Genomic DNA, 23,735 nt, shown 5'->3' with positions numbered 1-23,735 from the left:
GTGGCGCCCATGCGAACACGGGAGGTGACGGCGGGCGACGGACAGTGCGTCCGGGGGACGCCCGATCAGGTGTTCAACTGGTCAGTCAGCTGCCAGACCTCGGCGAGCGGCGCGAACGCGGGCTTGCCGTCCGGACCGTGGAACTCGCGGACGACCCGGCCGATGGTCCGCTGCCAGGCCGCGTTGGCGGGCTCGGTGTCCAGCACCGCGACCGCGGCGTCCCAGTCGTCGCAGTCGACCAGGTGGAAGAGGCGCTCACCGGAGCGCCAGATGGTCCAGTCGTGGATGCCGGCGCGGGCGAACGCGGGCAGCAGGTCGTCGGGTACGCGGGCGTGCAGGCGGAGGTACTCCTCGGCCGTGCCCGGCTGGACCACGGAGTGCAGTGCGATGCGCATGCCGGGACTCTAGGCCCGTGAGCCGGTCGGCGGCGAGGCCGCGCGCGGTGTTCAGCGCGGCCCGCCGCCAGTCGGAGGTCGAACAGCCCCTTCAACGAAGCGTGGCGCCCGCTTCGCCTTTCGACCACTGAGGGCAGGTTAGTCAAATTTGCGCCGGACGGTGAACGCCCGTTGATCCATCGGCTATGGGCCGTCCGGTCAATCTCATACAGCCGACTTTCAGAACACGAGGCCAGGTGGCATGCACCGGTCCCGGGAATTTCTCAGGTCCGGCCGGTGGTGGCCGAAGCGGGGGGTCCCCTGGTGTTGAGGAGTCGCCCATGCGCAGAGTCGCATCCGCCGCCGTCGCCCTGCTGCTGACCGGCGGCCTGCTCACCGTGCCGGCCTCGGCCGCGCAGGCCAAGAAGGGTGGCGATCGGTCCGGGCCCCGGCTGACCGTCACGTCGTACGCGCTGGAGAGCAACACGCTCACGGTCAAGGTCTCCGCGAAGGATCCGTCCGGGGTGAAGGGCGTGTCGCTGATCGTCCGCGGCCGGGTGGTCGCCACCGACACCACGGCGCCGTTCGAGCTGGTCGCGGACCTGTCCGCGTACAAGGGCGACGTGCGCTGGAAGGTGCGGGCGGTCGACCGGCGCGGCAACGGCCGCGACAGCGACGAGCGCAAGTCCAAGCCTCGCGGGGACCGGCCCAAGCCGTCCCCGTCCCCCTCCACCGCGCCGTCGTCGTCGCCGTCAGCGTTGCCGGTACCGTCGTCGTCGCCGGTGGAGAGCGAGCACCCGTCGCCGGAGCACTCCGAGGACGACTAGGTGAGTGGTCCACGAACGTCCGCCACCCGGCGGACGTTCGTGGACCGGCCGCTGAGCTGCACCTTTAGACCACCGGTGAAACCGTTGGGCGCACGGTCCGCAGCCCGTCCAATAGAGCAAAGCTCTTGGACGAGGGGACACCATGAAAAGGGTTCTGCTGGCATTCGCCATGCTTGTCACCGCCGTGCTGGCCGCCACACCGGCACACGCGGCGCCGGTTTCCGCGAGCGCACTCGGCGCGATCGTCACGGTCAGCCCGCAGGCTGAGGTCACCGTGGACCCGCTCAGGACCGATCAGGTCGCCTGGGTGGACAGTTGCCTGGCGGGCCGCTTCTGCACCTTCCAGGTCGGCAGCGGTGGTCAGTACATCGGCTTCCAGTTCTACCGGTGCACCGAGTACGCGCTGAGCAACTTCGGGGTCAACACCCGGTACTCCCGCGTCTTCAACAACCAGAACGTCACGGTCCAGTACCTCGACTCCAGCCACCGCCCGATCGCCTCCACCCCGCCGGGCGGCAAGGCCATCGTCGACTTCCAGCCCGTCTGGTACATCAACCTCTGCGCCTGATCAGACGCCGGACAGGCCGATGCCGGCGAGCACGATGCCGGCCAGGCGACGGGAGCGGGCCGCGGGATCTCGGGACGTGTCGAGACCGCGGCCCGCACCGCCGCCGGCCGCGAGGATCAGCAGCACGTCCGAGGCGGTCAGGTCCGGGCGCACCACGCCGGCCGCCCGCGCGCGCCCGACCAGCACCGCGAGGTCACGGCGGTAGCGTTCCAGCCGGTCCGCGTGGCCGGGCAGGCCCGCGTTCGCCTCCCGGATCGCGTCCGCGAACAGCACGCCGTCCGCCTGCGCGGTGAACGCGTGCTCCACGTAGTCGCGCAGCGCCCGCGCCGGGTCCGGCTCGTCGATCGCGCGGCGCACCGAGGCCGCGCACGTGCCGGCCTGGTCGGCGAGCACCGCGTCCATCAGGTCGCGCCGGGCCGGGAAGTGCCGGTAGAGCGTGGCCGCGGACACGCCGGCGTCGCGCGCGATGTCCCGCACGTGGACCGCGTCGCCGCCGGGGCCGAACAGCCGCCGCGCCGCGGTGAGGATCCGCCGCCGGTTCTCGGCCGCGTCACGGCGTACCGGCTTCCGAGACAGCTTTCCGCCCCGGTCTCTCACTTCGTCGTGATCCATGGCCGCCGCACCTCCCCGATTCCTAGCGTGTGCCGCGAAGGGTTTCCCGTCAACGAAAGCACACGTGATGAAGGCTCTGCTGTTCGCCGCCCACGGCGGCCCCGAGGTCCTGACCGTCGCCGAGGTCCCGGCGCCGCACGCCGGCCCCGGCGAGATCCGGATCGCGGTCCGGGCCGCGGGGGTCTCGCCCGCGGACGACGCGCTGCGCTCCGGCGCCTGGAAGAACATGTTCCAGATCCCGCTGCCGTACGTCGTGGGCGTTGACGCCGCCGGCGTGGTCGACCAGGTCGGCCCCGGTGTCGAGGGCGTCCGGCCCGGCGACGAGGTCTACGGCGTGCGCCCCGGCGGCGCCACCACCGCGGAGTTCGCGGTGTTCGACCTGTGGGCGCACAAGCCCGCCGCCTGGTCCTGGTCCGAGGCGGGCGGCGCGGCCGGCGGCGTCGCCACCGCGGCCCACGCGCTCGACGTCCTCGGCCTCGGCGCGGGCGACACGCTGCTGCTCGACGGCGCGAGCGGGGGAGTGGGCGCGGTCGCGGTGCAGCTCGCGGTCGCCCGCGGAATCAGGGTGATCGGCACGTCCAGCCCGGCGAACCACGCGTTCCTGGCCTCGCTCGGCGCGGAACCGGTCGCCTACGGCCCCGGCCTGCCCGCGCGGGTCGGCACCCGGGTCGACGCGGCGCTGGACGTCGGCGGCCACGGCGACGTCGCCGAGCTGGTCACGCTGGCGGGCGGCGCCGCCCGGGTCCGCACGCTGGTGACCAGGAACGTGGCCCACGGCGTCAGCCTGCTCCGGGTCGACCCGGCCGGGGTGCCGGCCGCGCTCGCCGCCGCAGCCGCGCTGGCCGAGGCCGGACGCCTGACGGTCCCGGTCGCGGCCGAGTACGCGATGACCGACGGCCCGGCCGCGCACGTGCGGATCGCCCGGGGGCACGCGCGCGGAAAGGTGGTCATCACCGTCCGTGAGGCTATTAAATAGATGGGTGATGACCCCTGAAGATCAGGAATTCCTGGCCCGCCCGCTGCTCGGCTTCCTGACCGTGGCCGCCGGGCCGCTCCCGCCTCAGCCCCGCCCGGTCTGGTTCGAGGCGACGGAGGACGGCACGGTGCAGCTGTTCACCGGCCCGGAGACGGCCAAGGTGCGCCGGCTGCGGCGCGACCCCCGGGCCTCGGTCGTGGTCGCGGCGCCGGCCACCGAGCGCGAACGCTGGGTGGCCGTCGCCGGCCGGGTCACGATCGAGGAGGACGGCGCGCACGAGCTGGTCGCCCGGCTCGCCGCCCGGTACTGGGACCTGACCGACCCGCAGCGGGCCGGCGAGCTCGACGAGCTGCTGAAACTCGACCAGGTCCGCATCGTCATCCACGTCGAGTCGGTCAGCCGGGCCTCGTACTAACCCTTGATCGCGCCGGACGTCATGCCGGCCACGATCTGCCGGTTGAAGAACGCGAACATGATCAGCGGCGGGATCGTGATCAGCAGGATGTTCATGAACAGCAGGTGGTAGTCGGTGCTGTACTGCCCGGCGAAGTTGTAGAGCGTCAGCTGGACCGTGGCGTTCCGGTCGCCGGGCAGGAAGTACAGCGGGTTCACGAAGTCGTTGAAGACGGTCACGCTCTGGACGACCACGGCGGTCACGATCACGGACCGCAGCAGCGGGAAGATGACGCCGAAGAAGAGCCGCAGCGGGCCGGCGCCGTCCAGGATCGCGGCCTCGTCCAGCGCGCGCGGGATCGTGGCCACGAACGCGCGGAACAGCAGCACGCAGAACGACAGGCCGAACGCGACCTCGACCAGGATCAGGCCGGGCATGGTGCGGAACAGGCCGAGGCGTTGCAGCACCCAGATCGTCGGCACCACGGCCGGTGGGATGATCAGCCCGGCCAGCACCAGGAAGTTGACCGTGCCGGTCCACCGGGACGGACGTCGTTGCAGCACGAACGCGACCATCGCGGCCAGCACCACCATGATCGAGACGCTGGCCACGGTCAGGACGGTGCTGTTGATGTAGGCGATGATCAGCATGTAGTCGCGGGCGCGTACCACCTCGAGGAAGTTCTCCGCGAAGCGGAGCTGCGCCGGCCAGGAGAACTCCAGCCGGGAGGCCTCCGCCCGCGTCTTCCCGGCCGTCAGCACGATGAACGCGAACGGCACCAGGAACACCACGCCGGACACCACCACGGCCAGCAGCCCGAGCAGGCGTGATCTCACAGCTCCACCTCCCGCCGGTTGAGGATCCGCGACAGCGGCAGCACGATCGCGGTCACCAGCACGAACAGCACCACGTTCCCGGCCGTGGACAGCCCGTAGAAACCGGCCTGGTACTGCTTGTAGATCACCGACGCGATCACGTCGGAGGTGAACCCGGGCCCGCCGCGCGTCATCGCCCAGATCAGGTCGAACGAGCGCAGCCCGCCGATCAGCGACAGAATGATGACGGTCGCGGTGGCCGGCCGGGCCAGCGGCAGCGTGATGCTGCGGAACCGGGCGAACGCGCCCGCGCCGTCGACCCTGGCCGCCTCGAAATACTCGGCGGGGATGGACACGATCCCGGCGATGTAGATGAGCGTGGCCAGTCCCACGCCCTTCCACACGTCGACCAGCGCCACGGACAGCAGCGCCCAGGACGGATCGGTCAGCCAGGCCGGGCCGCTGATTCCCCAGACAGCCAGCGACTGATTGATCAGTCCGTCCACCGGGTCCATCAGCACGGTGAACGTGAGGCCGATGCCGATCGTGCTGACCAGCACCGGGAAGAACACCACGGACCGCAGCCAGCCGCGCGCCGCGATCTGCGACGTGAGCAGCACGGCCAGCAGCATGCCGAGCACCACCTTGAGCCCGGACGTGACCACGCCGTAGATCAGCGTGTTCGTCAACCCCTTGACCAGCGCGGGCTCGCGGAAGAACGTGACGAAGTTGTCCAGCCCCACGAACGTCGAGTCGAAGACCGTCCAGCGGGTCAGGCTGAACCAGAAACTCGTCACGGTCGGCACCACGAAGAGCACGCCGTAGACCACCGCCGCCGGCAGATAGAACCAGTGGGGGTACGGCGAGCGCGTCACCATCCCGGCAGCCCGAGCTGTTGCGCCTGCTTCTTCACGTCCTGGTCGTAGAGCGCGGCGCCGTCCGCGGCCGGCCGGATCCCGGACCCGACCTCGACCGTGATCTGCTCCAGCGCCGGCCCCTTGATCGGCGACAGGAACTCCAGCGCCAGGCTCGACCCGCCGGGCGCGTCGATGTACGGCTGCATGTCCTTGATCGCCTGCGGGGTGTCGGCCGGCAGCGTGCAGCCCTTCACCATGTACGGCCCACTGGGCGGGCCGGCCTGCGCGAACGCGGCACACCCCTCGGGACTGGCGATGTAGGCCAGAAACTGACGGGCCGCGTCCCGCTTCGCGCCCTCGGTCGACTTCGGGATGTAGACGCCCGCGGACGCCCACACGGTCAGCCCGTTCTTCGCCGCGTCGTCGCCGGGCAGCGCGAACAGCCCGATGTCGCCGATCGTGTCCGCGTGGTCGGCCGCCAGGCTGGTCACCACGGACGTGAGGATCGGGTAGTGCGCGCCCTTCCCGGACGCCAGCTGTGCCAGCCCGTCGACCATCTTCGCGGACGCGAAGTCGCTGTTCAGGTAGCCGGCGTCGTGCACCTCCTGCAGGTGCGTGAAGCCCTTGAGCGCGGCCGGCGAGGTGGCATATTTCGTCTTGTTCGCCGTGTAGTCGGCCGCGAACGCAGGCTCGGCCGCGGAGACGTTGTGGAAGTCCGCGAGCACGAACAGCTGCGACGTCCACGTGTCCTGGTAGGTCTGGATGACCGGCGCGATGTTCGCGGCTTTCAACTGTGCGTTGTTGGACATGAACTCGGCCCACGTCTTCGGCACGGTCAGCCCGAGCTGCGCGTACACCTTCCTGTTGTAGAGGATCGCGCCGCCCATGGACGCGTTGAACGGCACGCCGTACAGCTGCCCGTCCGCGCTGACCGTGGCCTTGAAGTTCTCGTCCAGGTCGCCGGCGAACGCCTGATCCGTGACCGGCGCCAGGTTCTGGCCGGGCGCGAGCGCCTGGAACAGCGACCCGGAGTTGTACTGGAACACGTCCGTCATGTCCCCGGTCGCGAGCCGGGTCTTGATGATGTTGTCGCCCTCGCTGCCCTGCGGCCGAGATTCCACGTCGACGGTGATGTCCGGGTTCTTCGCGGTGAAGCCGGCCGCGAGCGCCTCCGCCGGTTTGAGCGACTCGGCCGAGTTGTCGACCAGGAACGTCAGCGTGAGCTTCCCGTCCTCGTCGCTGCTCCCGAGGCTTCCGGGGCTGCAGCCGGCCAGCGCCAGCAGGGAGATCGTCGCGATTATCAGTCGGTTTCTCATGCGGGGTGCCTCCGTTATGACAGCAGTGCGTCCAGGCGGGCGCGGAGCAGGGCCGCGTCGGGTGCGAACCCGTGCGCGGTGGCGGCGTCGGACAGCTCCGCCGCGGGGTGGTCGAGGTATGGGCCGAGCCTCGCGGCGAGGTCCGCCTCATCACCGGCTGCGGCGACCACCCGATTCCACAGTGGCGCGTCGTCCATCAGCTCGCGGATGGTGCGCGGCGGTCCCTGATCCGTGACACGGTCCGGGACGGTCCATTCGTGGCGGCCGGGCCCGGCGGTCAACGGCCGGGCCGCACCCGGCACGTGCACGGTCGCGGTCGTCCCGGCCGGGACCGTGATGCGCAGCGTGAGCAGGCCGCCGTCGCGCTCCCAGCCCGCGTAGGCCTCGCCGTAGGGCGTGTCGTGCCGCGCCCACGCGTGATCCAGCTCCGCGCTCGGGATCGGGCGGATCAGCAGCTCACGGTAGCCGGGCGCGGCCGGTGCGAGCCCGGCGACGGTGCGGTGCAGCCAGTCCGCGACCGCGCCGAGCGCGTAGTGGTTGAACGACGTCATCTCGCCCGGGTTGATGCTCCCGTCCGGGAGCATGCTGTCCCATCGCTCCCAGACCGTGGTCGCGCCCATCGTGACCGGGTAGAGCCAGCTCGGGCAGCCGGTCTGCAGCAGCAGCCGGTAGGCCAGCTCCGGGTGCCCGGCGTCGGTGAGCGCGTCCGCCATCAGCGGCGTGCCCACGAACCCGGTGTCGATCCGGAATCCGGCCGTGCGCACCAGGTCCGCGAGCCTCCGCCCGGCGCGTCCGCGCTGCTCGTCGCCGGGCAGCAGGGCCCACTGGAGCGCGAGCGCGTAGACGGTGGGGGCATCGCTGAGCACGCGGCCGGACGCGGTGGTGTACTCGGCCGCGAACGCGTCCCGGACTCTCCGGGCCAGCTCGGCATACCGGAAGGACGCCTCGTCGTCGCCGGTCAACGCGAGTGACTGAGCGGTCAGTTCGGCGGAGCGGGCCAGGTGCGCGGTCGCCACCACGTCCGGGTCGGCCTTGGCCGCGGCGGGGTCGTCCGGCGGCGCGGACGGGTCCAGCCAGTCGCCGAACTGGAAACCACCGGTCCACAGCCTCTTCTCCCCGGCCAGCGCCGCGATCCGGTCCACCCAGCCGCGCATGCTCGGCAGCTGTCGTTTCAGCAGGCCGAGGTCGCCGGTGCGCTGGTAGAGCGTCCACGGCACGATCACGGCCGCGTCGCCCCAGGCCGCGGCCGCCGGGCCGGGGTTGCGCAGCGCGTCCGGCACCACGAACGGGACCGAGCCGTCCTTCTGCTGCTCCGCGGCCAGATCCGCCAGCCAGGAGGTGAGGAAACCGGCGCTGTCGAACAGGAAACTCGCGGTGGGCGCGAAGACCTGGATGTCGCCGGTCCAGCCCAGGCGCTCGTTGCGCTGCGGGCAGTCGGTCGGCACGTCCAGGAAGTTGCCGCGCATGCCCCAGACCACGTTGTCGTGAAAGCGGTTCAGCAACGTGTGCGACGACCCGAACCAGCCGGTCCGCCGCAGATCCGACCCGACCACGACGGCCTGGAGATCCTCTGCCGCAAGGTTTTCGATGCCGGTGACCTCCGCGTAGCGGAAACCGTGGAACGTCAGCGACGGCTCCAACACGGTCTCGTCCGGCCCGGCCAGCACCCACGCGTCCGTGGCCTTGGCGGTCCGCAGTGGACGGACGCCGAGCTCGCCGTGCTCCAGCACCTCCGCGTGCCGGATCCGGATCTCGTGGCCGGGCCGGTGACCGCGCACGGTCAGTCGCACCCAGCCGACCAGGTTCTGGCCGAAGTCGACGAGCGTGGCGCCGCTCTCGGCGCGCCAGACCCGTTGTGCGGCAACCGTTTCGGTGATGCGGACCGGTGGCCCGTCCGGTGCGCAGAGCCGTCCCGGGTCGCGGTCGACAAGGTCAACGGCGACAACCGCTCCGGGGGTACGGGTGAGGTCCGTGCGCTGCCCGTCATAGAGGTCGTCGGTGACGATCGTGCCGGTGCGGGCGGTCCACGACGCGTCCGTGCCCACGGTCAGCACCGTGCCGTCCGCGTGGGTGACCTCCAGCTGGGCGAGCAACGCCAGGCGGTCGCCGTAGAGCGCGCGCTCGTTGCGGAAGCCCAGGTGCCCGCGCCACCAGCCGTTGCCGAGCTGCACGTCGATCCGGTTCGTGCCCGACAGGAGCAGATCGGTCACGTCGAACGTCTGGTAGCGCAGCCGGTGCTGATACGCGGTCCAGCCGGGCGTGAGCTGCTGGTCCCCGACCCGCACGCCGTTGATCGCGGCGGCGTAGAGGCCCTCGGCCGTGATGTAGAGGCGGGCGCTGCGCACGTCGCCGAGCGCGACCGTGGCGGACAGGACCGGGGACGGGTCGTCCAGGCCGGTGCGCGGGCTGACGAACCGGGCCGACCAGTCCTCCGGCGCGAGCAGGCCGGTCTCGGCCGTGGCCGGCGGGCTCCAGTCACTCCACGTGTCGCCGTCGGTGGTCCGCACGGAGACCTCGGCGCGCTCCCGGGACCGCAGCGGCGTGGCGGGCCAGGGGACCAGGATCTGTGCGCCGGACTCGACGGGGAAGGTTTCGGCGCGGCCGTCGCGGGTGACGCGCACCTCGTACCCACGCTGCAGCTCTTGATCTTCCGGCAGCTGCCAGGAGAGGCGTGGCGTGGCGGTGCCCAGGCCCAGGACAGGCCCGGTGTGGTGCTCGAAGCGGACGGCGGCCGGAGACATCGCACTCCCATCGCGTAAAACGATTCAGCGGCGTTACGGAGAGGTTTCGCCTGCGTCGATCCTCCGGCCGGGCGTGAGCCACGACATAGCCCCGGATGTGCGGCCTCTAGCACAGAATGTGCATCGGGCCTATCGTGCTGCCATGTCGACGCCGCCGGTGGACAACACGCACGCGATGCTGCACTTCAACGACGGCTCGGTGGCGTACGCGGGGCACTACCTGCACGAGGGCGCGCACGAGACGCACACGCACAGCTTCGTGGAGATCGCGGTCGTGGTCGGCGGCGCCGGCACGCACCACAGCCTCGGCGGGCGGCGGCAGCTCGACATCGGCGACGTGATCGTGCTGCGACCCGGCGTCTGGCACGGTTACGAGGAGTGCCGCGCGCTCGACCTCTACAACTGCTGCTTCGGCACCGAGCTGCTGCAACGCGAGCTGGCCTGGATGCGCGACGACCCGCTGCTCGGCTACCTGCTCTGGACCGGGCCCCTACTCCGACGGCCGCCGCGGCATCCTCACCACCCGGCTGCCCGCCGACGAGTTGACCGAGTCGCTGGTTCATCTTGATGCACTTGACCGGCTGCGGGCGCGATCGGTCGCGTCGCACCGCGGCGACATCATCGGGCGGCTCGCACTGTTCCTCGCCCACCTGGCCCGATCCGTGTCGCCGGACTCCGGCACGACCGGCCGCACCCACCCCGCGGTGGCGCGCGCGATGCACCTGCTGGAGGCGCGGCCGTCGTACGCGTGGAGCCTGACCGCGCTCGCGGACGAGCTGCACCTGACGCCGGGCCACCTGGTCAGGGTGTTCAAGGCCGCGACCGGGCTGCCGCCGATGGCCTACCTCAACCGGCTCCGGGTGGAGATCGCGGCGGACCGGCTGCTGCACACCGACTCACCGATCAGTCAGATCGGGCACCTCGTGGGCTGGCCGGACCAGAACTACTTCGCCCGCCGCTTCCGGGCCCACTACGGGATGAGCCCGTCCGCGTACCGGGCCCGGTTCACCCATCACCTCGCGAAGTTGCGGCGCTTCACCGGGATCTCGGCCTAGATCGTGCTAGTCGGACGTTCGCGGGTGCTCGGACAGGTCATCGGAACGTGACGACGACCTTCTCGGCCGCTCCCGGGGTGCGGCCAGTCGCAGCGCATCCTGGACGTCGTCGAACGGGATCACGTCACTGACGATGAGCGCATATTTTTCCCAATTTTTCACGATATCGTCGGTGACGTCGAAGATCTCGGTGGGGTAGCCCATCGACAGCACGATCGTCAGCTCCGTGGTGAGTAACCGGCCGAAGTCGACGGACGCGGGACGCTTGTGCACGGCCACGATGCCGAGCGTGGCGCCGTGCTTCGCGCAGTCCAGCGCAGTCTCCAGCACGCCCGGCGCACCGGCCACGTCCAGGTAGATGTCCGTGGCCGGCCTCAGCCCGGAGACCAGCCCGCCGCGCGCCTCGCCGTGCAGCGCGGCCAGCCACCGTGAGCTTCGTGCTCAACGCGGCACCGGGCCAGACCATCCCGCGGGAGACCCGCGCCCGCGTGCGCGAGGCCGCGGACGCGCTCGGCTACGTCCCCCACGGCATCGCCCGCGCGCTCCGCGAGGGCACCTCACGCATCGTGCTGCTCAACGCGGGCCGCCTGCGACCGGGCGGCAGCCTCCAGAGCTTCATCGCCGGCCTGGAGACGGAACTGGCCGCACACGGCCACACGCTGCTCGTCCGATACGGCTCCGGCACCGGCGCGAGCGGAACCACGCCATCGGGTGGCGCCGGTGCGCCGAACCCTGGCGGCGGCGCGCGACCGGCCGGCGCCGGCCGTGATGGCCTGTCGCGTGCACGGTCGGATTCAGCGGCCGCGTTGCGGCGGGTCGTCGAGGCGGCCAACCCGCGTGCCGTGGTCGACCTGGACCAGATCTACGCCGATGACGAATCCGACCTGCGCGACGGCGGCTGGCACGACGGCATGGCGGCGCACGCGGACACCCAGATCGGCTACCTCGCGGACCGCGGCCACACCCGCATCGCCTTCGCCGCGCCCGCGGACCCCGCCCTGACCCGCTTCGCTGCCCTCCGCCTGCGCCATGCCCGATCCGCCACCCTGACGAGAGGGCTGCCGGGGCCGCTGACCATCTCCGTCACCACCAGCCGCGCCGAGACGGGCTCGCGCCTGCGTGCCCTTCTGACCGGCCGCTCGGCACCGACAGCGGTGGCCGCGTTCGACGACGACACCGCCCTCCGGGTACTTACCGCGTTCGTCGGGCTGCAGCGCAGAGCGCCGGACGATCTCGCGGTCATCGGCTTCGACGACACTCCATACGGCGACTGTGGATTCCGGCGCTCACCACCGTCCACATCGACGCCGTTGGCAACGGTCGGCGTGCCGCGCGGTCGGCACTCGGTCTGGACGCCGGTGCCGTACCCCCTGATCCTTCGGCGGTGGTCCGCCGGGACTCCGCCTGACCCGCGGTGGCGAACGTCCTCGTGTCTCTGCCGATCATCCGGACGCGCGGCCCGATCGGGCTCGCGCGCGACCTCCCCGGCGATCGAGCGCGCCCGTCCACTCGATCCATACCGGATGGTCTGCGTGGTTCATTGGGGCGGAATCGCCGACATCGTGCGGGAGACACCCATGACCTACCCCACTCCGTTCTCCGAGGATCCGGCCACCGCGACCCGTCACCTGTGCGCCGCGGCGTACCTGGACGACACCTTCCGGGACGAGGCGCTCCGCGAGATCTACCACCAGCCACGGCGAATCGTGGCGCCGTCGCATGGCTTCAACGTGGTACCGGTGATCGCGCATTGCCTGCGGGCACGTGCCATCGCGGTATGGCGCGACCTCGCGATCGTAGTCACGCTGGGCGCCACGTTCTGCCTGTCCATGAACGTGTTCCTGTATGTCCTGATCAACCTGGTCACCGTGCAGCTGTACGTTTCCGCCTGGCGGTTCGTGCGAGACACGGTGCGACGGTTGCGCGACGGCGCGGGCATCGACCCGAACGTGCTGCTGCTACGCGGCGGCCTGCTCCTTGCCGCCTGGGCGATCACCGCGCTGCTGTCGATCTACCTGAACCTGATGATGCTCGCGCAGGCGTTCGGGACGGACACCGGAGACATCAGCCCGTTCGAACCGGGCGCGCTGGAAGCGCTGCAGCAACAGGCGCAGGTGACCGCGCTGGTGTCGCTCGCGGTACTGCTGATGCTCTTCCTGTTCCCGATCGCGTGGTCGCTGTGGCGGCAGCTGGAACTGCAGGGATTCCGGCCGGGACTCACGCCGGGCGTGCCCGTGGACACGACGCGGCTGCGTGAGATCGACCGGCAGCAGTACGCGGACACGATCGTGTACGCCGGATTCCGGCCGTACGTCGGCGCCGGCGAGGTGGTGAGGTCGTGGGGCTTCGCACAGCGCCTGGTCCGCCCGGTGCCCGACCCGGTGACCGTGCGCGCCGCCGAGCTGGGCATCCTGCCACCCCGGCCAAGCGAGGCATCACGCGAGTTCCCGCGGCCGCCGTTCGAGGCCGCAGAGCTGGTCGGGCACCTGCGGGACCACCTCGGCCGTCTCGTGGCCGGCCCGGGACGGTCCACCGAGGAGACGATCGCGGGCATGACCGTGCGGGACACGGTCATGCTGTCCGGAACGGAGGTCAGCTACCTGGCCCCGTACACGGCGCCCGAGACCGTGAACTCGGTGATCCGGCACCCCGTCACGCCGGCCCGACACGCGCTGACCTGCCGCGTCGTCTCGTGGGGCGGCGAGGTGGTGACCTCGGTGCACGTCCACGTGGCTGTCCAAGGCCGGTCGCTGTACCTGGAGGTGACCACGACCGCGCTTGGCCCCTGCTACGACCTGTACCGCACGGTGTCGCAGGTGGACGGTTCCGGCCCGGATGCGTGGGCGCGGGCATTGAGGCGCGGGCTGGCAGAGACGCCACGTACGGTCGCGTACGCGCCACGGCGGCTCGTCCGCGCCCTGATCCAGCTGGCCTTCGCGTCCGGCGGCACGGCCGGCACGCCGCAGGTCACGCGGGGGTATGACTATGGCGCACGCATCGGCCTGCGGGAACTCGGCTCACCCGGCCTCGCGCGGAATCTGGTGCAGATCCAGGACGTGGAGAAGTTCCGGCGGCTGATCGAGCGTCGCACGATCGCGGCGGTCCTGGACTTCCTGGACACCAAGGGGGTGGACACCGAGGAATATCGTGACCGCGCGAACTCGGCGCTCAATATCTCCGGCTCGAACATCATCAACAACAGCAAGGTCGAGAACTCCTCGTTCGACGCCAGGAACAACCGCGGAGCGACGCGATGATCTCAGGGTCGAACATCGTCAGCAACAGCCGGATCAGCCATTCACAGTTCAGTGCGCAGGGCACACCGGCCGAGACAGGGACGCCGTCGCGCACCGACATCGGGGTGATCACAGTGCTGCCACAGGAGCGGCACGCGGTGGAGACGACGCTGGGGGAGACCCGCAGCTGGCGGGAGGAGCCGGGCGGGCCGCTGTTTCGCGAGGCGTGGCTTCCGGTCCCGCCGCGCCCGCCGCTGCGTGTGGTCGCGGTGCAGACGCTCCAGCCCGGCACCGAGTCCGCCGCGCTTGCAGTCCGGGAGCTGATCACGCGGTTCCGGCCGTCGGTCGTGCTGCTGGTCGGCATCGCGGGCGGGATCGCGGACTGGGTGCGCATCGGCGACGTGGTGATCTCCGAACAGATCATCTCGTACGACGCGCGCCGCGAAACCGCCTCCGGCCCGAGAATACGCGCCCGTATGCAGACCGTCAGCGCCGAGCTCGGCCACCGGCTCAACGACTTCACCGCCGATCGCCAAGGCGCCACACAGGCTGAGCCGTTCCGGGTGCACCGTGGCCCGATCGGCTCTGGCAACGCGGTCGTGACGGACGCCGACTCCTACATCCGCACCTGGCTGCAGGGCGTCAACGAGAACGTGCTGGCCGTGGAGACGGAGGCGGCCGGCGCCGCACAGACCTTCCACGAGGTCGCCGGATGGTCAGCCACCCCCTACGGCTGGCTGACCATCCGTGGCATCTCCGACGCCGCCGACGAGCACAAACCGCCGGCCGGTGACCACCACGCCCTAGCCTCCCGCCATGCCGCCTCGGTCATGATCACTCTCGCCCCGTACCTCGACTTTCGTCCCTGACCAACATCGATGTGACAAGGCTTCCGGTTGGAACGTCGCGATCGCACGCTCGGCGATCGCCGCGGCGCTTGAATTGCCTTCGCCGGTCTCGGCGATCGCGATGACGCCGCACCCGGACTTGAGTTCACCCACTTCGAACTGCGTGCCAGCGGGATGAGGACGGCGTTCTGCATGGTGCAGCAGCCCACGGATCGCCATCTACTCCAACGGCAGGGCCGTCAGCGCGACGACACTGGCGGTCACCGTGTCTCCCTTATCGGGCGTAAGCCGCAGCGTAGAGCAAGTCACCGCATGATACGCCTGCTGCTGAGGAGCAGGAGCGAATCTACCTCTGCTGGCGACGTGCGTGTCGCCTGCGCGGAGGGGCCAGATGGCGCCCTTCTCGTGCCGGCGACCGTACCTGGGTCGGTTTGTCGTCGTGAAGCGTCGCCGGTCCGAACCTGTAGCGGGCGCTGGAGGCCAGCTCCTGTGCTGTCTCTCGGGCGGCGTCATGCGGATCGGCGTGGTGTGGACAGTCTCACTGCGCCGATGCGCGCCAGGCGTGTGGGCGTCACGGTCCTTGTCCGGGGTGCGTTCCGAAGCGCGAGATGGCGGGCGGTCGGGAAATCGGTTTCAGCAGAAAAGTGATCATCCATCGTGGCTGGTGGTGGCCGGGGCGATGCGTGGTGTGGCGCACGCATGGTGATCAAGTCCTTGCGGGACCGGGCGACCATGGTTAGCCTAGCCTAAGTTCTGGAGGAATCGACGGATGTGATCCGCCGTCGGGCATCTTCCTCCTCGTCTGCGAGGTGCTGGATCCACCAGTGGCAGCCGGTACGGGGCGTTACCGACCGTATGGGCCGATGACGCGTGCCCGCCTTTCGCAAAGCCAGGCGTCAATCTGACAGGAGACGACGTGCAGCGCACCATGCTCAACGGAAAGATTCACCGCGCGACCGTCACCCAGGCGGATCTGCACTATGTGGGATCGCTGACCATCGACGCCGACCTGATGAAGGCCGCGGACATCGTGGAGGGCGAGCGCGTCCAGGTCGTCGACATCACGAACGGCGCGCGGCTGGAGACCTACGCCATCACCGGCCCGGCGGGCAGTGGCGTGATCGGTGTCAACGGCGCGGCCGCCCACCTCGTGCACCCCGGTGACCTGGTCATCGTCATCACCTACGCGATCGTGGAGGACGCCGAGCTGGCCGCGCACGCGCCCCGCGTGGTCCACGTCGACGAGGCCAACCGCATCGTCGCGCTCGGCGCCTCGCCGTCCGAGCCGGTGCCCGGCCGCCCCGAGCTGGTCGACGGCGCGATCGCGCTCTGAATCCGTTCCCACCGCTGCAAAGGACATTGTGATGACGAATCCGTTCGACGACGAGAACGGCGTGTTCCTGGTGCTCGTCAATGATGAGGGCCAGCATTCCCTGTGGCCCGAATTCGCTGAGGTCCCGGCCGGCTGGCAGACCGTCTTCGGCCCGTCCGACCGCGCGCAGAGCCTGGCCTACGTGGAGCAGCACTGGACCGACATGCGCCCGCGCAGCCTGCAGGAGGCGATGGAACGCGCCGACTGACCCCGCGCGCATAACGGGCCTATCGGACGACCTCGCTTGAAAGTGCGGTAACGGTGAGTAACGACGACGGCGGCCGGCGGCTGCCACTGACCGGTGCCCAGCTGGGCGTCTGGTACGCCCTGCGCCTCCACCCCGGCACCACCGCCTACGACATCGGCGGCTACGCGGAGATCCGCGGTCCGCTTGATCCCGATCTGCTCGAGGGCGCGTGTGCCGCCGTGGTCCGGGAGGCCGGGTCGCTGCGCGCCCGTTTCGACGCGCACGACGACCAGGTCACCCAGACGATCGTGCCGGACCTCGCGCCGCCGACCGCGCGGGTGGATCTCCGCGCCGCACCCGATCCGGTGGCGGCCGCCCGCGCCTGGCTGGCGTCGTCGTTCTCCGTGCCGCGTGATCCGCTGCGGGACCCGCTGGTCGAGTTCACGCTGCTCCGGCTCGGTCCGGACCTGCACTGGTGGTGCCCGCGCGCCCACCACCTGGTGCTCGACGGGTACAGCATGCCGCTGGTCTGCGCGCGCATCGCGGACGTCTACCGCGCCCGTTCCCGGGATCTGCCGGACGGCGACTCCCCGTTCCGGCCGTATCAGCTGTTGCTCGACGCCGACGCGGCCTACCGCGCGTCGCCGGATCGCCTGTCGGACAAGGCTTTCTGGGAGTCGCTGCCACCGGACGGCGGAGCTGTCCCGACACTCAGCGGACGTGGTCCGCAGCCGCCCGGCACGTTCCACCGCAGCAGCCTCGCGGTCCCGTTCGCCGACCCGGCCGGCGTGTCGTGGGGCGAGGCCGCGCTGGCCGCGTTCGCCGCCTACGTCTCCCGGCTCACCGGATCCGCGCAGGTCAGCCTCGGCATACCGTTCGCGTCCCGGTCCGGCCCGGTCCTGCGTGTGCCCGGCAACGCGGCGAACGTGCTCCCACTGCGCCTGAGCGTGCCGCGGGGGACCAGCGCTTCCGAACTGAGCGCTCAGACGGCGGCGGCGCTCGCCTCCGCGCGCCGCCACCAGCGGTACCGCGGCGAGGATCTGGCCGTCCCCTATGGACCCAGTGTCAACCTGAAGTACTTCGACTACCGGCTCGACTTCGGCACCGCGACCGCGGAACTGCGCAGCGTCGCCGCCGGCCCCGTCGACGACCTCACGCTCTCCGTCCGGCGCGCCGCGGGCACGCTGCACCTCGACCTGGACGCCAACGCCGCCGCCTACAGCATCGCGGACACCGAGCGCGCGCTCCGGGGTTTCGGCTCGTTCCTCGCCACCTTCGAGGGTCCTCTGGAAAAAATCGATTTCGGGGGTACGGGGTCCGCGCGCGCCGCCGGCGGACAGGCTGTCGGGCGCGCGCTGTCGCCGGAGCATCCGCATGCCGGGGCCGCCTTCGCCGCGCAGGCCGCCCGGACGCCGGAGGCGGTGGCACTGCGGGACGGCTCCCGCTCGTGGACGTTCCGCGCGCTCGCCGACGCGGTGGACCGCCTCGCCCTGCGCCTGCGGGCCGCGCGGGCGGATGCCGCGTTGCGGCTCTCCACGGAGGCCGCAGTGATCGCCGATTCACCGCAGTTCTCTGTGGCGCAGGCCGATGCGGCCTCGGCACCCACCCCGCACCAACGTGGCCATGATCGCGCACGACAGTCCGGATCCGCCGCCCTCGCGATGGGGCCCGAGCCGTTGATCGCCCTGGCCCTCCCGCGCGGAGCCGAGTTCGTGATCGCCATGCTGGCGGTCGCCCGCTCCGGCATGGCCTGGCTCCCTCTCGACCTCACCCAGCCCGCCGACCGCCTGGACTTCATGCTGCGAGACGCGGCACCCCTCGCCGCGCTGGTGCCGGACTCGTCGTCCCCGCCCATCGCGTTTCCGCAGGGAACCCTGGTTATCGGGGCCACCGAGTCGGCCGGGACATCACCGCGGCGTGGGCACGACGGCACCGAGGCAACCCCGGCCGGCCCGGAGAAGCATCTCCCCGCCGCTGCGGCCGACGCGCGCCTCGCCTACGCGATCTACACGTCCGGCTCGACCGGACGGCCGAAGGCCGTGCAGGTCAGCCAGGGCGCGCTCGCCTCGCTGCTGGCCGGGCACCGCGACGGGCTGATGGCCCGCGTCCCGTCCGGCCGCCGCCTGCGGATCGCGCACACCGCGCCGCTGTCGTTCGACGCCGCGCTCGACCCGCTGCTCTGGATGGTCGCCGGCCACGAGCTGATCCTCGTGCCCGAGGACGTCTACCGCGACCCGGCCGCGCTGGTCCGGCTGGTCCGCGAGCAGCGCATCGACTACGTGGACACCACCCCCAGCCACCTCGCACTGCTGCTCGACGCCGGACTGTGCGAGGCACCGCACCGTCCGTGCGTGCTCGTCTTCGGCGGCGAGGCCGCGCCCGCCGCGCTCTGGACCCGCCTGCGCGCCCTGACCGACCAGCCGATCAGCATCAACGCCTACGGGCCGACCGAGTACACGGTCGACGCGCTGCACGCGTCCGTCGACGGCACGGACCGGCCGGTGCTGGGCGGGCCGGTCGCCGGCGCCCGCGCGCTCGTCCTGGACGACGCGCTGCGCCCGGTGCCCGAGGGCGGCGTCGGCGAGCTGTACCTCGGCGGCCCCGGTCTGGCGCGCGGCTACGCGTCCCGGCCCGGCCTGACCGCGACCCGGTTCGTCGCCGACCGGTCCGGAAGCCGCCTCTTCCGCACCGGCGACCGCGTCCGGCTCCGCTTCGGCGGTGAGATCGAGTTCTTGGGCCGCGCCGACGACCAGGTGAAGATCCGCGGCTTCCGCGTCGAGCCCGGCGAGGTCGAGACCGTGCTCGCCGGGCATCCGCGGGTCGCGCACGCGATCGTCGTACCCCGGGAATCGCCCGGTGGCACCGTGCTCGCGGCCTACGTCGTCCCACGCGCGGACGACCACGGGACGCGCCTGATTCCCGAGGTCGAGCGCTACCTGCGCGAACGGCTGCCGGACTACCTGGTCCCGGCCGCGGTCACGCCGCTCGACGCGCTCCCGATGACCACGAACGGCAAACTCGACCTCCGCGCGCTGCCCGCCCCCGCGCTCACCACGGCCGGCCGTGAGCCGGAGAGCCCGGTGGAGAAGGCGCTCGCCGGGATCTTCGCCGAGCTGCTGGGCGTGGAACGGATCGGCGTGGACGACGACTTCTTCACGCACGGCGGCCACTCCCTGACCGCGGCCCGGCTCCTCGGCCTCGTGCGCTCACGACTCGGCGCCGAGATCGACCTGCGTGCGGTCTTCGCGGGCCGGACCGTGGCCGCGCTCGCCCGTACCGTCGAGGAGGCCCGTCGCACCGCCCGCCCGGTGCTGACCGGCGGATCAGCCGGCGCGCGGACCCCGCTGTCCGCGGCACAGACCCGTTTCTGGTTCGCGGACCGCCTCGACGGCGGCAGCGCGCTCTACAACATCCCGCTGGTCATCACGCTCGACGGCCGTACGGACCCGGAGGTACTGCGCGCCGCGCTTCGTGACGTGACCGCCCGGCACGACACGCTGCGGACCGTGGTGTCCGAGGACGCGGACGGGCCGTGGCAACGTGTGCTCGACGACCCCGGTGACCCGTTGACCGTCCGTGAGACGGGGCCGATCGCGGAGCCGCTGATCGACCAGGCAGTCAGGGAGCCGTTCGACCTGGCGCACCGTGCGCCGCTGCGCGCCGTGCTGCTGCGCGGCCCGGAGACGGACACGCTCGTGCTGACGCTGCACCACCTGGCCGGCGATCAGGCCGCGACCGGTGTCCTGCTCGCGGACCTCGCCACGGCCTACGCCGCGCGTGCGGGCAGCGTGCCTCCGACCTCGTCCGGCATCACCGACGTGCGCGCTGACGGTGGGCCTCTGACATCATCCGGAGTCTTCGCCGCGCGTGCCGACGATGAGTCTGTGGCGTCATCCGGAGTCCTCGCCGCGCGTGCCGAGAACTGGACCACGGCGTCCCAGCCGGAGCACGCCGGCGGCCGGGGCCTCGGCCTGCCCCGCCCGGCCGTGACGTATCGCGACTACACGCGCTGGCACACCGCGCTGCTCGCGCACGTGGAGGACGGCGTCACGATCGCGGAGCGGCAGCGGGACTTCTGGCGCCGCACGCTGGACGGGCTTCCCGCGGAGACGCCGCTCGCCCGCGACCGGCCGCGACCGGCCGCGCCGGTCACCACCGGCGCCGTCCATCGCGTCACGCTCGGCCCGGATGTCCACACCGGACTGCGCGACCTCGCCCGCGCGCAGGGCGTCACCACGTTCACGGCGCTGCACGCGGCCACCGCGATCGTGCTCGACGCCTTCGGCGCCGGAGAAGACCTCGCCGTGGGTACGCCGATCGCCACCCGCCCGGACCCGGCGCTCGATGCGGTGGTCGGCTGTTTCCTGAACACGGTCGTGCTCCGCACCGACCTGTCCGGCGACCCGACCGTGCGCACGCTGCTGGACCGCGTCCAGACCGCCGACGCGGCCGCGTTCGCCCACGCGGACCTGCCGTTCGAGCGCGTCATCGAGGCGCTCAACCCGCCCCGCGAGCCCGGCCGCCACCCGCTCTTCCAAATCATGATCATCCACGAGTACGCGCAGGACGAGACGCTCCGGCTGGACGACGTGTCCGGGCGGGCGCGGCTGGCGGACACCGGCACCGCCAAGTTCGACCTGACCGTCAAGTTCACCGAGTCGCCGGACGGCGTGGACCTCCGCCTCGAATACGCGACCGCGCTCTTCGACGCGGACCGGATCGAAGCCATCGCTCAATCCCTGCTGACGGTACTGTCAGGACTGACCGACCACCCGGACAGCCGCCTGTCCCGCCTGTCAGTGCTGCCCGGCACGGCGTGGGAGGCGGGCCGCGGTCCGGCCGCGATCGTGCCGGACACCACGCTTCCCGCCCTGTTCACGGCCGCGGTCACCCGCCACCCGGACCGCACCGCCGTCGTCGACGACGCCACCGGCCGCCGTCTCAGCTACGCGGAACTCGACGCGGCCGCCGCACGCGTGGCCACCGGCCTGCGCGCCCGGGGCGCCGGGCCCGGCACGATCGTCGCGGTCGAGATCCCGCGCTCCGTCGAGCTGATCATCGCGCTGTACGCGATCCATCGGTCCGGCGCCGCCTACCTCCCGCTCGACCCCGACCACCCCGCCGAGCGCACCGCGCTCATGCGCGCGGACGCCGACCCGGTGACCCACCTGGACGCCGCGACCGTCCGCGAGCTGGACGCGGGCGCCGGCACGGAGACGGGCCGCGCGGCCACGCCCGGCGACCCGGCCTACGTCATCTACACGTCCGGCTCGACCGGGCGTCCCAAAGGCGTCGTCGTCCCGCACCGCGCGATCGTCAACCGCCTGCTCTGGATGCAGGACACCTACCCGCTCGGCGCGGACGACGTCGTGCTGCAGAAGACGCCGGCCGGCTTCGACGTGTCCGTGTGGGAGTTCTTCTGGCCGCTACTGGCCGGCGCCACGCTCGTGCTGGCCGCGCCCGGCGGGCATCGCGACCCCGGATATCTGGCCGGCACGATCACGCGGCACCGGGTGACGACGCTCCACTTCGTACCCTCGATGCTCGGTGCGTTCCTGACCGATCCACGTGCGCGAGAATGCGACGGGGTGCGCCGCGTCTTCTGCAGCGGTGAGGCGCTCCCCGCCGGGCTGGTGGCGCGCTTCCGGGCCGCGCTCCCGGCCGAGCTGCACAATCTCTACGGCCCGACCGAGGCCGCCGTCGACGTGACCGCGTGGCGGACCGGGGAGGCGGACACGCGCGCCGCCGCGCCGATCGGCCGTCCGGTGTGGAACACGGGCGCGCACGTGCTCGACCGTCACCTGCGGCCCGCGCCGGCCGGCGTCCCCGGCGAGCTCTACCTGAGCGGCGTGCAACTGGCCACCGGCTACCTCGGCCGCGCCGGCCTGACCGCCACCCGCTTCGTCGCCCACCCGCAGAGTCCCGGCCGGCGCCTGTACCGCACCGGCGACCTGGCCCGGCGGCGGCCGGACGGCGCCGTCGACTACCTCGGCCGGACTGACGATCAAGTCAAGATCCGGGGGGTACGCATCGAGCTCGGCGAGGTCGAAGCCGCGCTCCTGCGCCACCCGTCCGTGCGCGCCTCGGCGGCGGCGACCCGCACCGACCGCGCGGGCAACGCGCGGCTGCTCGGCTTCGTCGTGGCGTCCGACGGCGCCGTTCCCGACCCCGCCGAGATCCGCACGTGGCTCGGCGGCGTGGTTCCCGAAGCGCTGATCCCGTCGACCATCCGCGTGATCGAATCGCTCCCGCTCACCCCGAGCGGCAAACTCGACCGCCGCGCGCTGCCGACAGATCCGCAGCATGCGGGCGCTCATTCGGTTCCGCCGAGCCCTGGTCCGGATGCCGGGGTGCCACCCACGGCAGGCGCCGTGCCTGGGACCGGCGCTGCGGCCGGGGCCGCTGGTGTGCCCGGGATCGTGTCGATACCTGGAGCTGATGCTGCCTCCGGGGCCGGGGCGGCGCTCGGGATCGCGACTGTGCGCGGGTCTGGTGCTGCGCTCCAGGCGGGGGCTGTGCCCGGGATCGCGACCGCGCCTGGAGTTGGTGCTGCGCCCGGGGCCGAGGCTGTGCCCGGGATCGTGACCGTGTCTGGGGTTGGTGCTGCGCCTGGGGCTGGGGCGGCGCCCGGGATCGTGACCGTGTCTGGGCCTGGTGCTGCGCCCGAGATCGGGACTGTGCCCGGGATGAGTGTCTCGTCCGGCGCGAATGGAGAGGACGCCGACGTCGTGACCAGCGGCGTTGAGCGAGCAGCGTCTCCGGTGGCGGTGATGTGCCGGGTCTTCGCGGAGGTGCTGGAACGAGCCGATGCGGACCCGGACACAGGCTTCTTCGCGGCCGGCGGCGACAGCATCCTGGCGATCCAGCTGGTCAACCGGGCTCGCGCGGCCGGATGGCGAATCCAGGTCAAGGACGTGTTCTCGCACCAGAGCCCGGCGGCGCTGGCCCGTGTCGCGCAACCGCTGATCGTGAAGACCATGCCGAAGCCGTCCGTCACCGAGGCCGTGGCCGAGGGCCCGGTGGAGCTGACACCGATCATGCACCGGTTGCGTGAACGCGGCGGTCTGACCGGCGCCGTCCAGACATCGGCGGCGACGGTCCCCGCCGGCACCGACCGGGCGGCACTGACCCGGGCGGTAGAGACGCTGCTCGACCGGCATCCGATGCTGCGGGCGCGCCTGACGATCAGCGCTCACGGGCACTGGTCGCTGCTGATTCCTCGCCGGGACGAGGCCGTGCCCGCCACCGAGCTGATCGGCAGCTCAGCAGCGACGCTCGACCCGCGGGAAGGCCGCAACTCGTGCTGGCGCCTGGTCCCGGCCGTCGACGGTGGATCTGCACGGGTCATCGCGACCATCCACCACCTCGCCGTCGACACGGTCTCGTGGGCCGTCCTCTGGGCCGACCTCCACGCGGCGCTGACCGGCACCGCGCTTCCGGCCGTTGAATCGCTGCCGTTCCGCGCCTGGTCCGCTCGCCTCCGCGAGCTGGCATCGAGCCCCGCCGTCCTGGACGAATACGACTACTGGCTGCACACGGTCTCCGGTCCGACGCCGA

At 71.7% G+C, this 23,735-nt stretch carries 18 protein-coding genes (1 of these 18 cut by a window edge); 11 read left to right on the top strand and 7 right to left on the bottom strand.

Annotated elements, in window-relative coordinates; translation table 11 throughout:
- Positions 1-65: 65 nt before the first annotated feature.
- Complete coding sequence (locus OP04_RS07715) at positions 66-395, bottom strand: L-rhamnose mutarotase (RefSeq protein ID WP_033338820.1); 330 nt, start codon at positions 393-395, stop codon at positions 66-68.
- 320 nt (positions 396-715) lie between these two features.
- On the opposite strand from OP04_RS07715, the gene OP04_RS07710 reads away from it, so the two are divergent.
- Both OP04_RS07710 and OP04_RS07705 read left to right on the top strand, forming a co-directional pair.
- Positions 716-1,201, top strand: coding sequence for an Ig-like domain-containing protein (locus OP04_RS07710; protein WP_033338819.1), 486 nt, complete (start codon positions 716-718; stop codon positions 1,199-1,201).
- 142 nt (positions 1,202-1,343) lie between these two features.
- Positions 1,344-1,769, top strand: a complete 426-nt coding sequence (locus OP04_RS07705) for a hypothetical protein (RefSeq protein ID WP_157239445.1) — start codon at positions 1,344-1,346, stop codon at positions 1,767-1,769.
- Here the strand turns inward: OP04_RS07705 and OP04_RS07700 are convergent, their stop codons facing one another.
- Positions 1,770-2,381 carry a TetR/AcrR family transcriptional regulator gene (locus tag OP04_RS07700; protein WP_051797255.1) on the bottom strand — a complete coding sequence of 204 codons (612 nt, stop codon included), beginning with the start codon at positions 2,379-2,381 and terminating at the stop codon, positions 1,770-1,772.
- A gap of 67 nt (positions 2,382-2,448) precedes the next feature.
- On the opposite strand from OP04_RS07700, the gene OP04_RS07695 reads away from it, so the two are divergent.
- Together OP04_RS07695 and OP04_RS07690 are read left to right on the top strand one after the other, a co-directional pair.
- Positions 2,449-3,357: an NADP-dependent oxidoreductase gene (locus OP04_RS07695; protein ID WP_033338817.1), complete on the top strand. Its 909-nt coding sequence runs from the start codon at positions 2,449-2,451 to the stop codon at positions 3,355-3,357.
- A 7-nt stretch (positions 3,358-3,364) separates the two neighbouring features.
- Positions 3,365-3,772 (top strand): pyridoxamine 5'-phosphate oxidase family protein, encoded by a 408-nt coding sequence (locus OP04_RS07690; protein ID WP_033338816.1) that lies wholly within the window; start codon positions 3,365-3,367, stop codon positions 3,770-3,772.
- On the opposite strand, the gene OP04_RS07685 is transcribed toward OP04_RS07690, so the two are convergent.
- The 4 genes from OP04_RS07685 to OP04_RS07670 are packed head-to-tail and all read right to left on the bottom strand — an operon-like array spanning position 3,769 to position 9,480.
- Complete coding sequence (locus OP04_RS07685) at positions 3,769-4,587, bottom strand: carbohydrate ABC transporter permease (RefSeq protein ID WP_033338815.1); 819 nt, start codon at positions 4,585-4,587, stop codon at positions 3,769-3,771. The two genes, OP04_RS07690 and OP04_RS07685, sit on opposite strands and share 4 nt — an antisense overlap.
- Positions 4,584-5,444: a carbohydrate ABC transporter permease gene (locus OP04_RS07680; protein WP_051797254.1), complete on the bottom strand. Its 861-nt coding sequence runs from the start codon at positions 5,442-5,444 to the stop codon at positions 4,584-4,586. The genes OP04_RS07685 and OP04_RS07680 overlap by 4 nt, the downstream gene beginning before the upstream one ends.
- Positions 5,438-6,739, bottom strand: a complete 1,302-nt coding sequence (locus tag OP04_RS07675; protein WP_033338814.1) for an ABC transporter substrate-binding protein — start codon at positions 6,737-6,739, stop codon at positions 5,438-5,440. The genes OP04_RS07680 and OP04_RS07675 overlap by 7 nt, the downstream gene beginning before the upstream one ends.
- Before the next feature lie 14 nt (positions 6,740-6,753).
- A complete protein-coding gene (locus tag OP04_RS07670) occupies positions 6,754-9,480 on the bottom strand; it encodes an alpha-L-rhamnosidase (RefSeq protein ID WP_033338813.1) in 2,727 nt (908 codons plus the stop codon).
- A 142-nt stretch (positions 9,481-9,622) separates the two neighbouring features.
- On the opposite strand from OP04_RS07670, the gene OP04_RS55475 reads away from it, so the two are divergent.
- Entirely contained in the window at positions 9,623-10,048 is a 426-nt protein-coding gene (locus OP04_RS55475; RefSeq protein ID WP_232323507.1) for an AraC family ligand binding domain-containing protein, read from the top strand.
- Positions 10,023-10,535 (top strand): helix-turn-helix domain-containing protein, encoded by a 513-nt coding sequence (locus OP04_RS55470; RefSeq protein ID WP_232323506.1) that lies wholly within the window; start codon positions 10,023-10,025, stop codon positions 10,533-10,535. Before OP04_RS55475 ends, OP04_RS55470 begins: the two co-directional genes overlap by 26 nt.
- 6 nt (positions 10,536-10,541) lie before the next feature.
- Here the strand turns inward: OP04_RS55470 and OP04_RS48395 are convergent, their stop codons facing one another.
- Complete coding sequence (locus OP04_RS48395; protein ID WP_157239443.1) at positions 10,542-10,865, bottom strand: MDR/zinc-dependent alcohol dehydrogenase-like family protein; 324 nt, start codon at positions 10,863-10,865, stop codon at positions 10,542-10,544.
- A gap of 107 nt (positions 10,866-10,972) precedes the next feature.
- Here OP04_RS48395 and OP04_RS49295 point away from each other — a divergent pair, with 107 nt between their 5' ends.
- The 5 genes from OP04_RS49295 to OP04_RS07630 form a co-directional block, all read left to right on the top strand.
- Positions 10,973-13,792: a substrate-binding domain-containing protein gene (locus OP04_RS49295; protein WP_157239441.1), complete on the top strand. Its 2,820-nt coding sequence runs from the start codon at positions 10,973-10,975 to the stop codon at positions 13,790-13,792.
- Positions 13,789-14,640, top strand: coding sequence for a 5'-methylthioadenosine/S-adenosylhomocysteine nucleosidase family protein (locus OP04_RS07645; protein ID WP_033338811.1), 852 nt, complete (start codon positions 13,789-13,791; stop codon positions 14,638-14,640). The genes OP04_RS49295 and OP04_RS07645 overlap by 4 nt, the downstream gene beginning before the upstream one ends.
- 895 nt (positions 14,641-15,535) lie before the next feature.
- On the top strand, positions 15,536-15,952 hold the full coding sequence (gene panD, locus OP04_RS07640) for an aspartate 1-decarboxylase (protein ID WP_033338810.1): 417 nt from the start codon (positions 15,536-15,538) through the stop codon (positions 15,950-15,952).
- A gap of 31 nt (positions 15,953-15,983) precedes the next feature.
- Positions 15,984-16,199: an MbtH family protein gene (locus OP04_RS07635; protein ID WP_033338809.1), complete on the top strand. Its 216-nt coding sequence runs from the start codon at positions 15,984-15,986 to the stop codon at positions 16,197-16,199.
- Positions 16,200-16,252: 53 nt separating this feature from the next.
- On the top strand, positions 16,253-23,735 hold the 5' portion of the coding sequence (locus OP04_RS07630) for a non-ribosomal peptide synthetase (RefSeq protein WP_033338808.1). The gene runs 4,199 nt beyond the window's last position; the window shows 7,483 of its 11,682 coding nt (coding positions 1-7,483); its start codon is at positions 16,253-16,255; its stop codon lies off the right edge, out of view.

The sequence above is a fragment of the Catenuloplanes japonicus genome, assembly GCF_000717135.1.
Lineage (GTDB): Bacteria > Actinomycetota > Actinomycetes > Mycobacteriales > Micromonosporaceae > Catenuloplanes > Catenuloplanes japonicus.
This window is presented reverse-complemented; position numbering and strand designations above follow the sequence as displayed.

Coding starts and splice junctions, on each gene's coding strand:
- OP04_RS07715 (WP_033338820.1), bottom strand. CDS start 395: ATGCGCATCGCACTGCACTCCGTGGTCCAGCCGGGCACGGCCGAGGAG.
- OP04_RS07710 (WP_033338819.1), top strand. CDS start 716: ATGCGCAGAGTCGCATCCGCCGCCGTCGCCCTGCTGCTGACCGGCGGC.
- OP04_RS07705 (WP_157239445.1), top strand. CDS start 1,344: ATGAAAAGGGTTCTGCTGGCATTCGCCATGCTTGTCACCGCCGTGCTG.
- OP04_RS07700 (WP_051797255.1), bottom strand. CDS start 2,381: ATGGATCACGACGAAGTGAGAGACCGGGGCGGAAAGCTGTCTCGGAAG.
- OP04_RS07695 (WP_033338817.1), top strand. CDS start 2,449: ATGAAGGCTCTGCTGTTCGCCGCCCACGGCGGCCCCGAGGTCCTGACC.
- OP04_RS07690 (WP_033338816.1), top strand. CDS start 3,365: ATGACCCCTGAAGATCAGGAATTCCTGGCCCGCCCGCTGCTCGGCTTC.
- OP04_RS07680 (WP_051797254.1), bottom strand. CDS start 5,444: ATGGTGACGCGCTCGCCGTACCCCCACTGGTTCTATCTGCCGGCGGCG.
- OP04_RS07675 (WP_033338814.1), bottom strand. CDS start 6,739: ATGAGAAACCGACTGATAATCGCGACGATCTCCCTGCTGGCGCTGGCC.
- OP04_RS07670 (WP_033338813.1), bottom strand. CDS start 9,480: ATGTCTCCGGCCGCCGTCCGCTTCGAGCACCACACCGGGCCTGTCCTG.
- OP04_RS55475 (WP_232323507.1), top strand. CDS start 9,623: ATGTCGACGCCGCCGGTGGACAACACGCACGCGATGCTGCACTTCAAC.
- OP04_RS07645 (WP_033338811.1), top strand. CDS start 13,789: ATGATCTCAGGGTCGAACATCGTCAGCAACAGCCGGATCAGCCATTCA.
- OP04_RS07635 (WP_033338809.1), top strand. CDS start 15,984: ATGACGAATCCGTTCGACGACGAGAACGGCGTGTTCCTGGTGCTCGTC.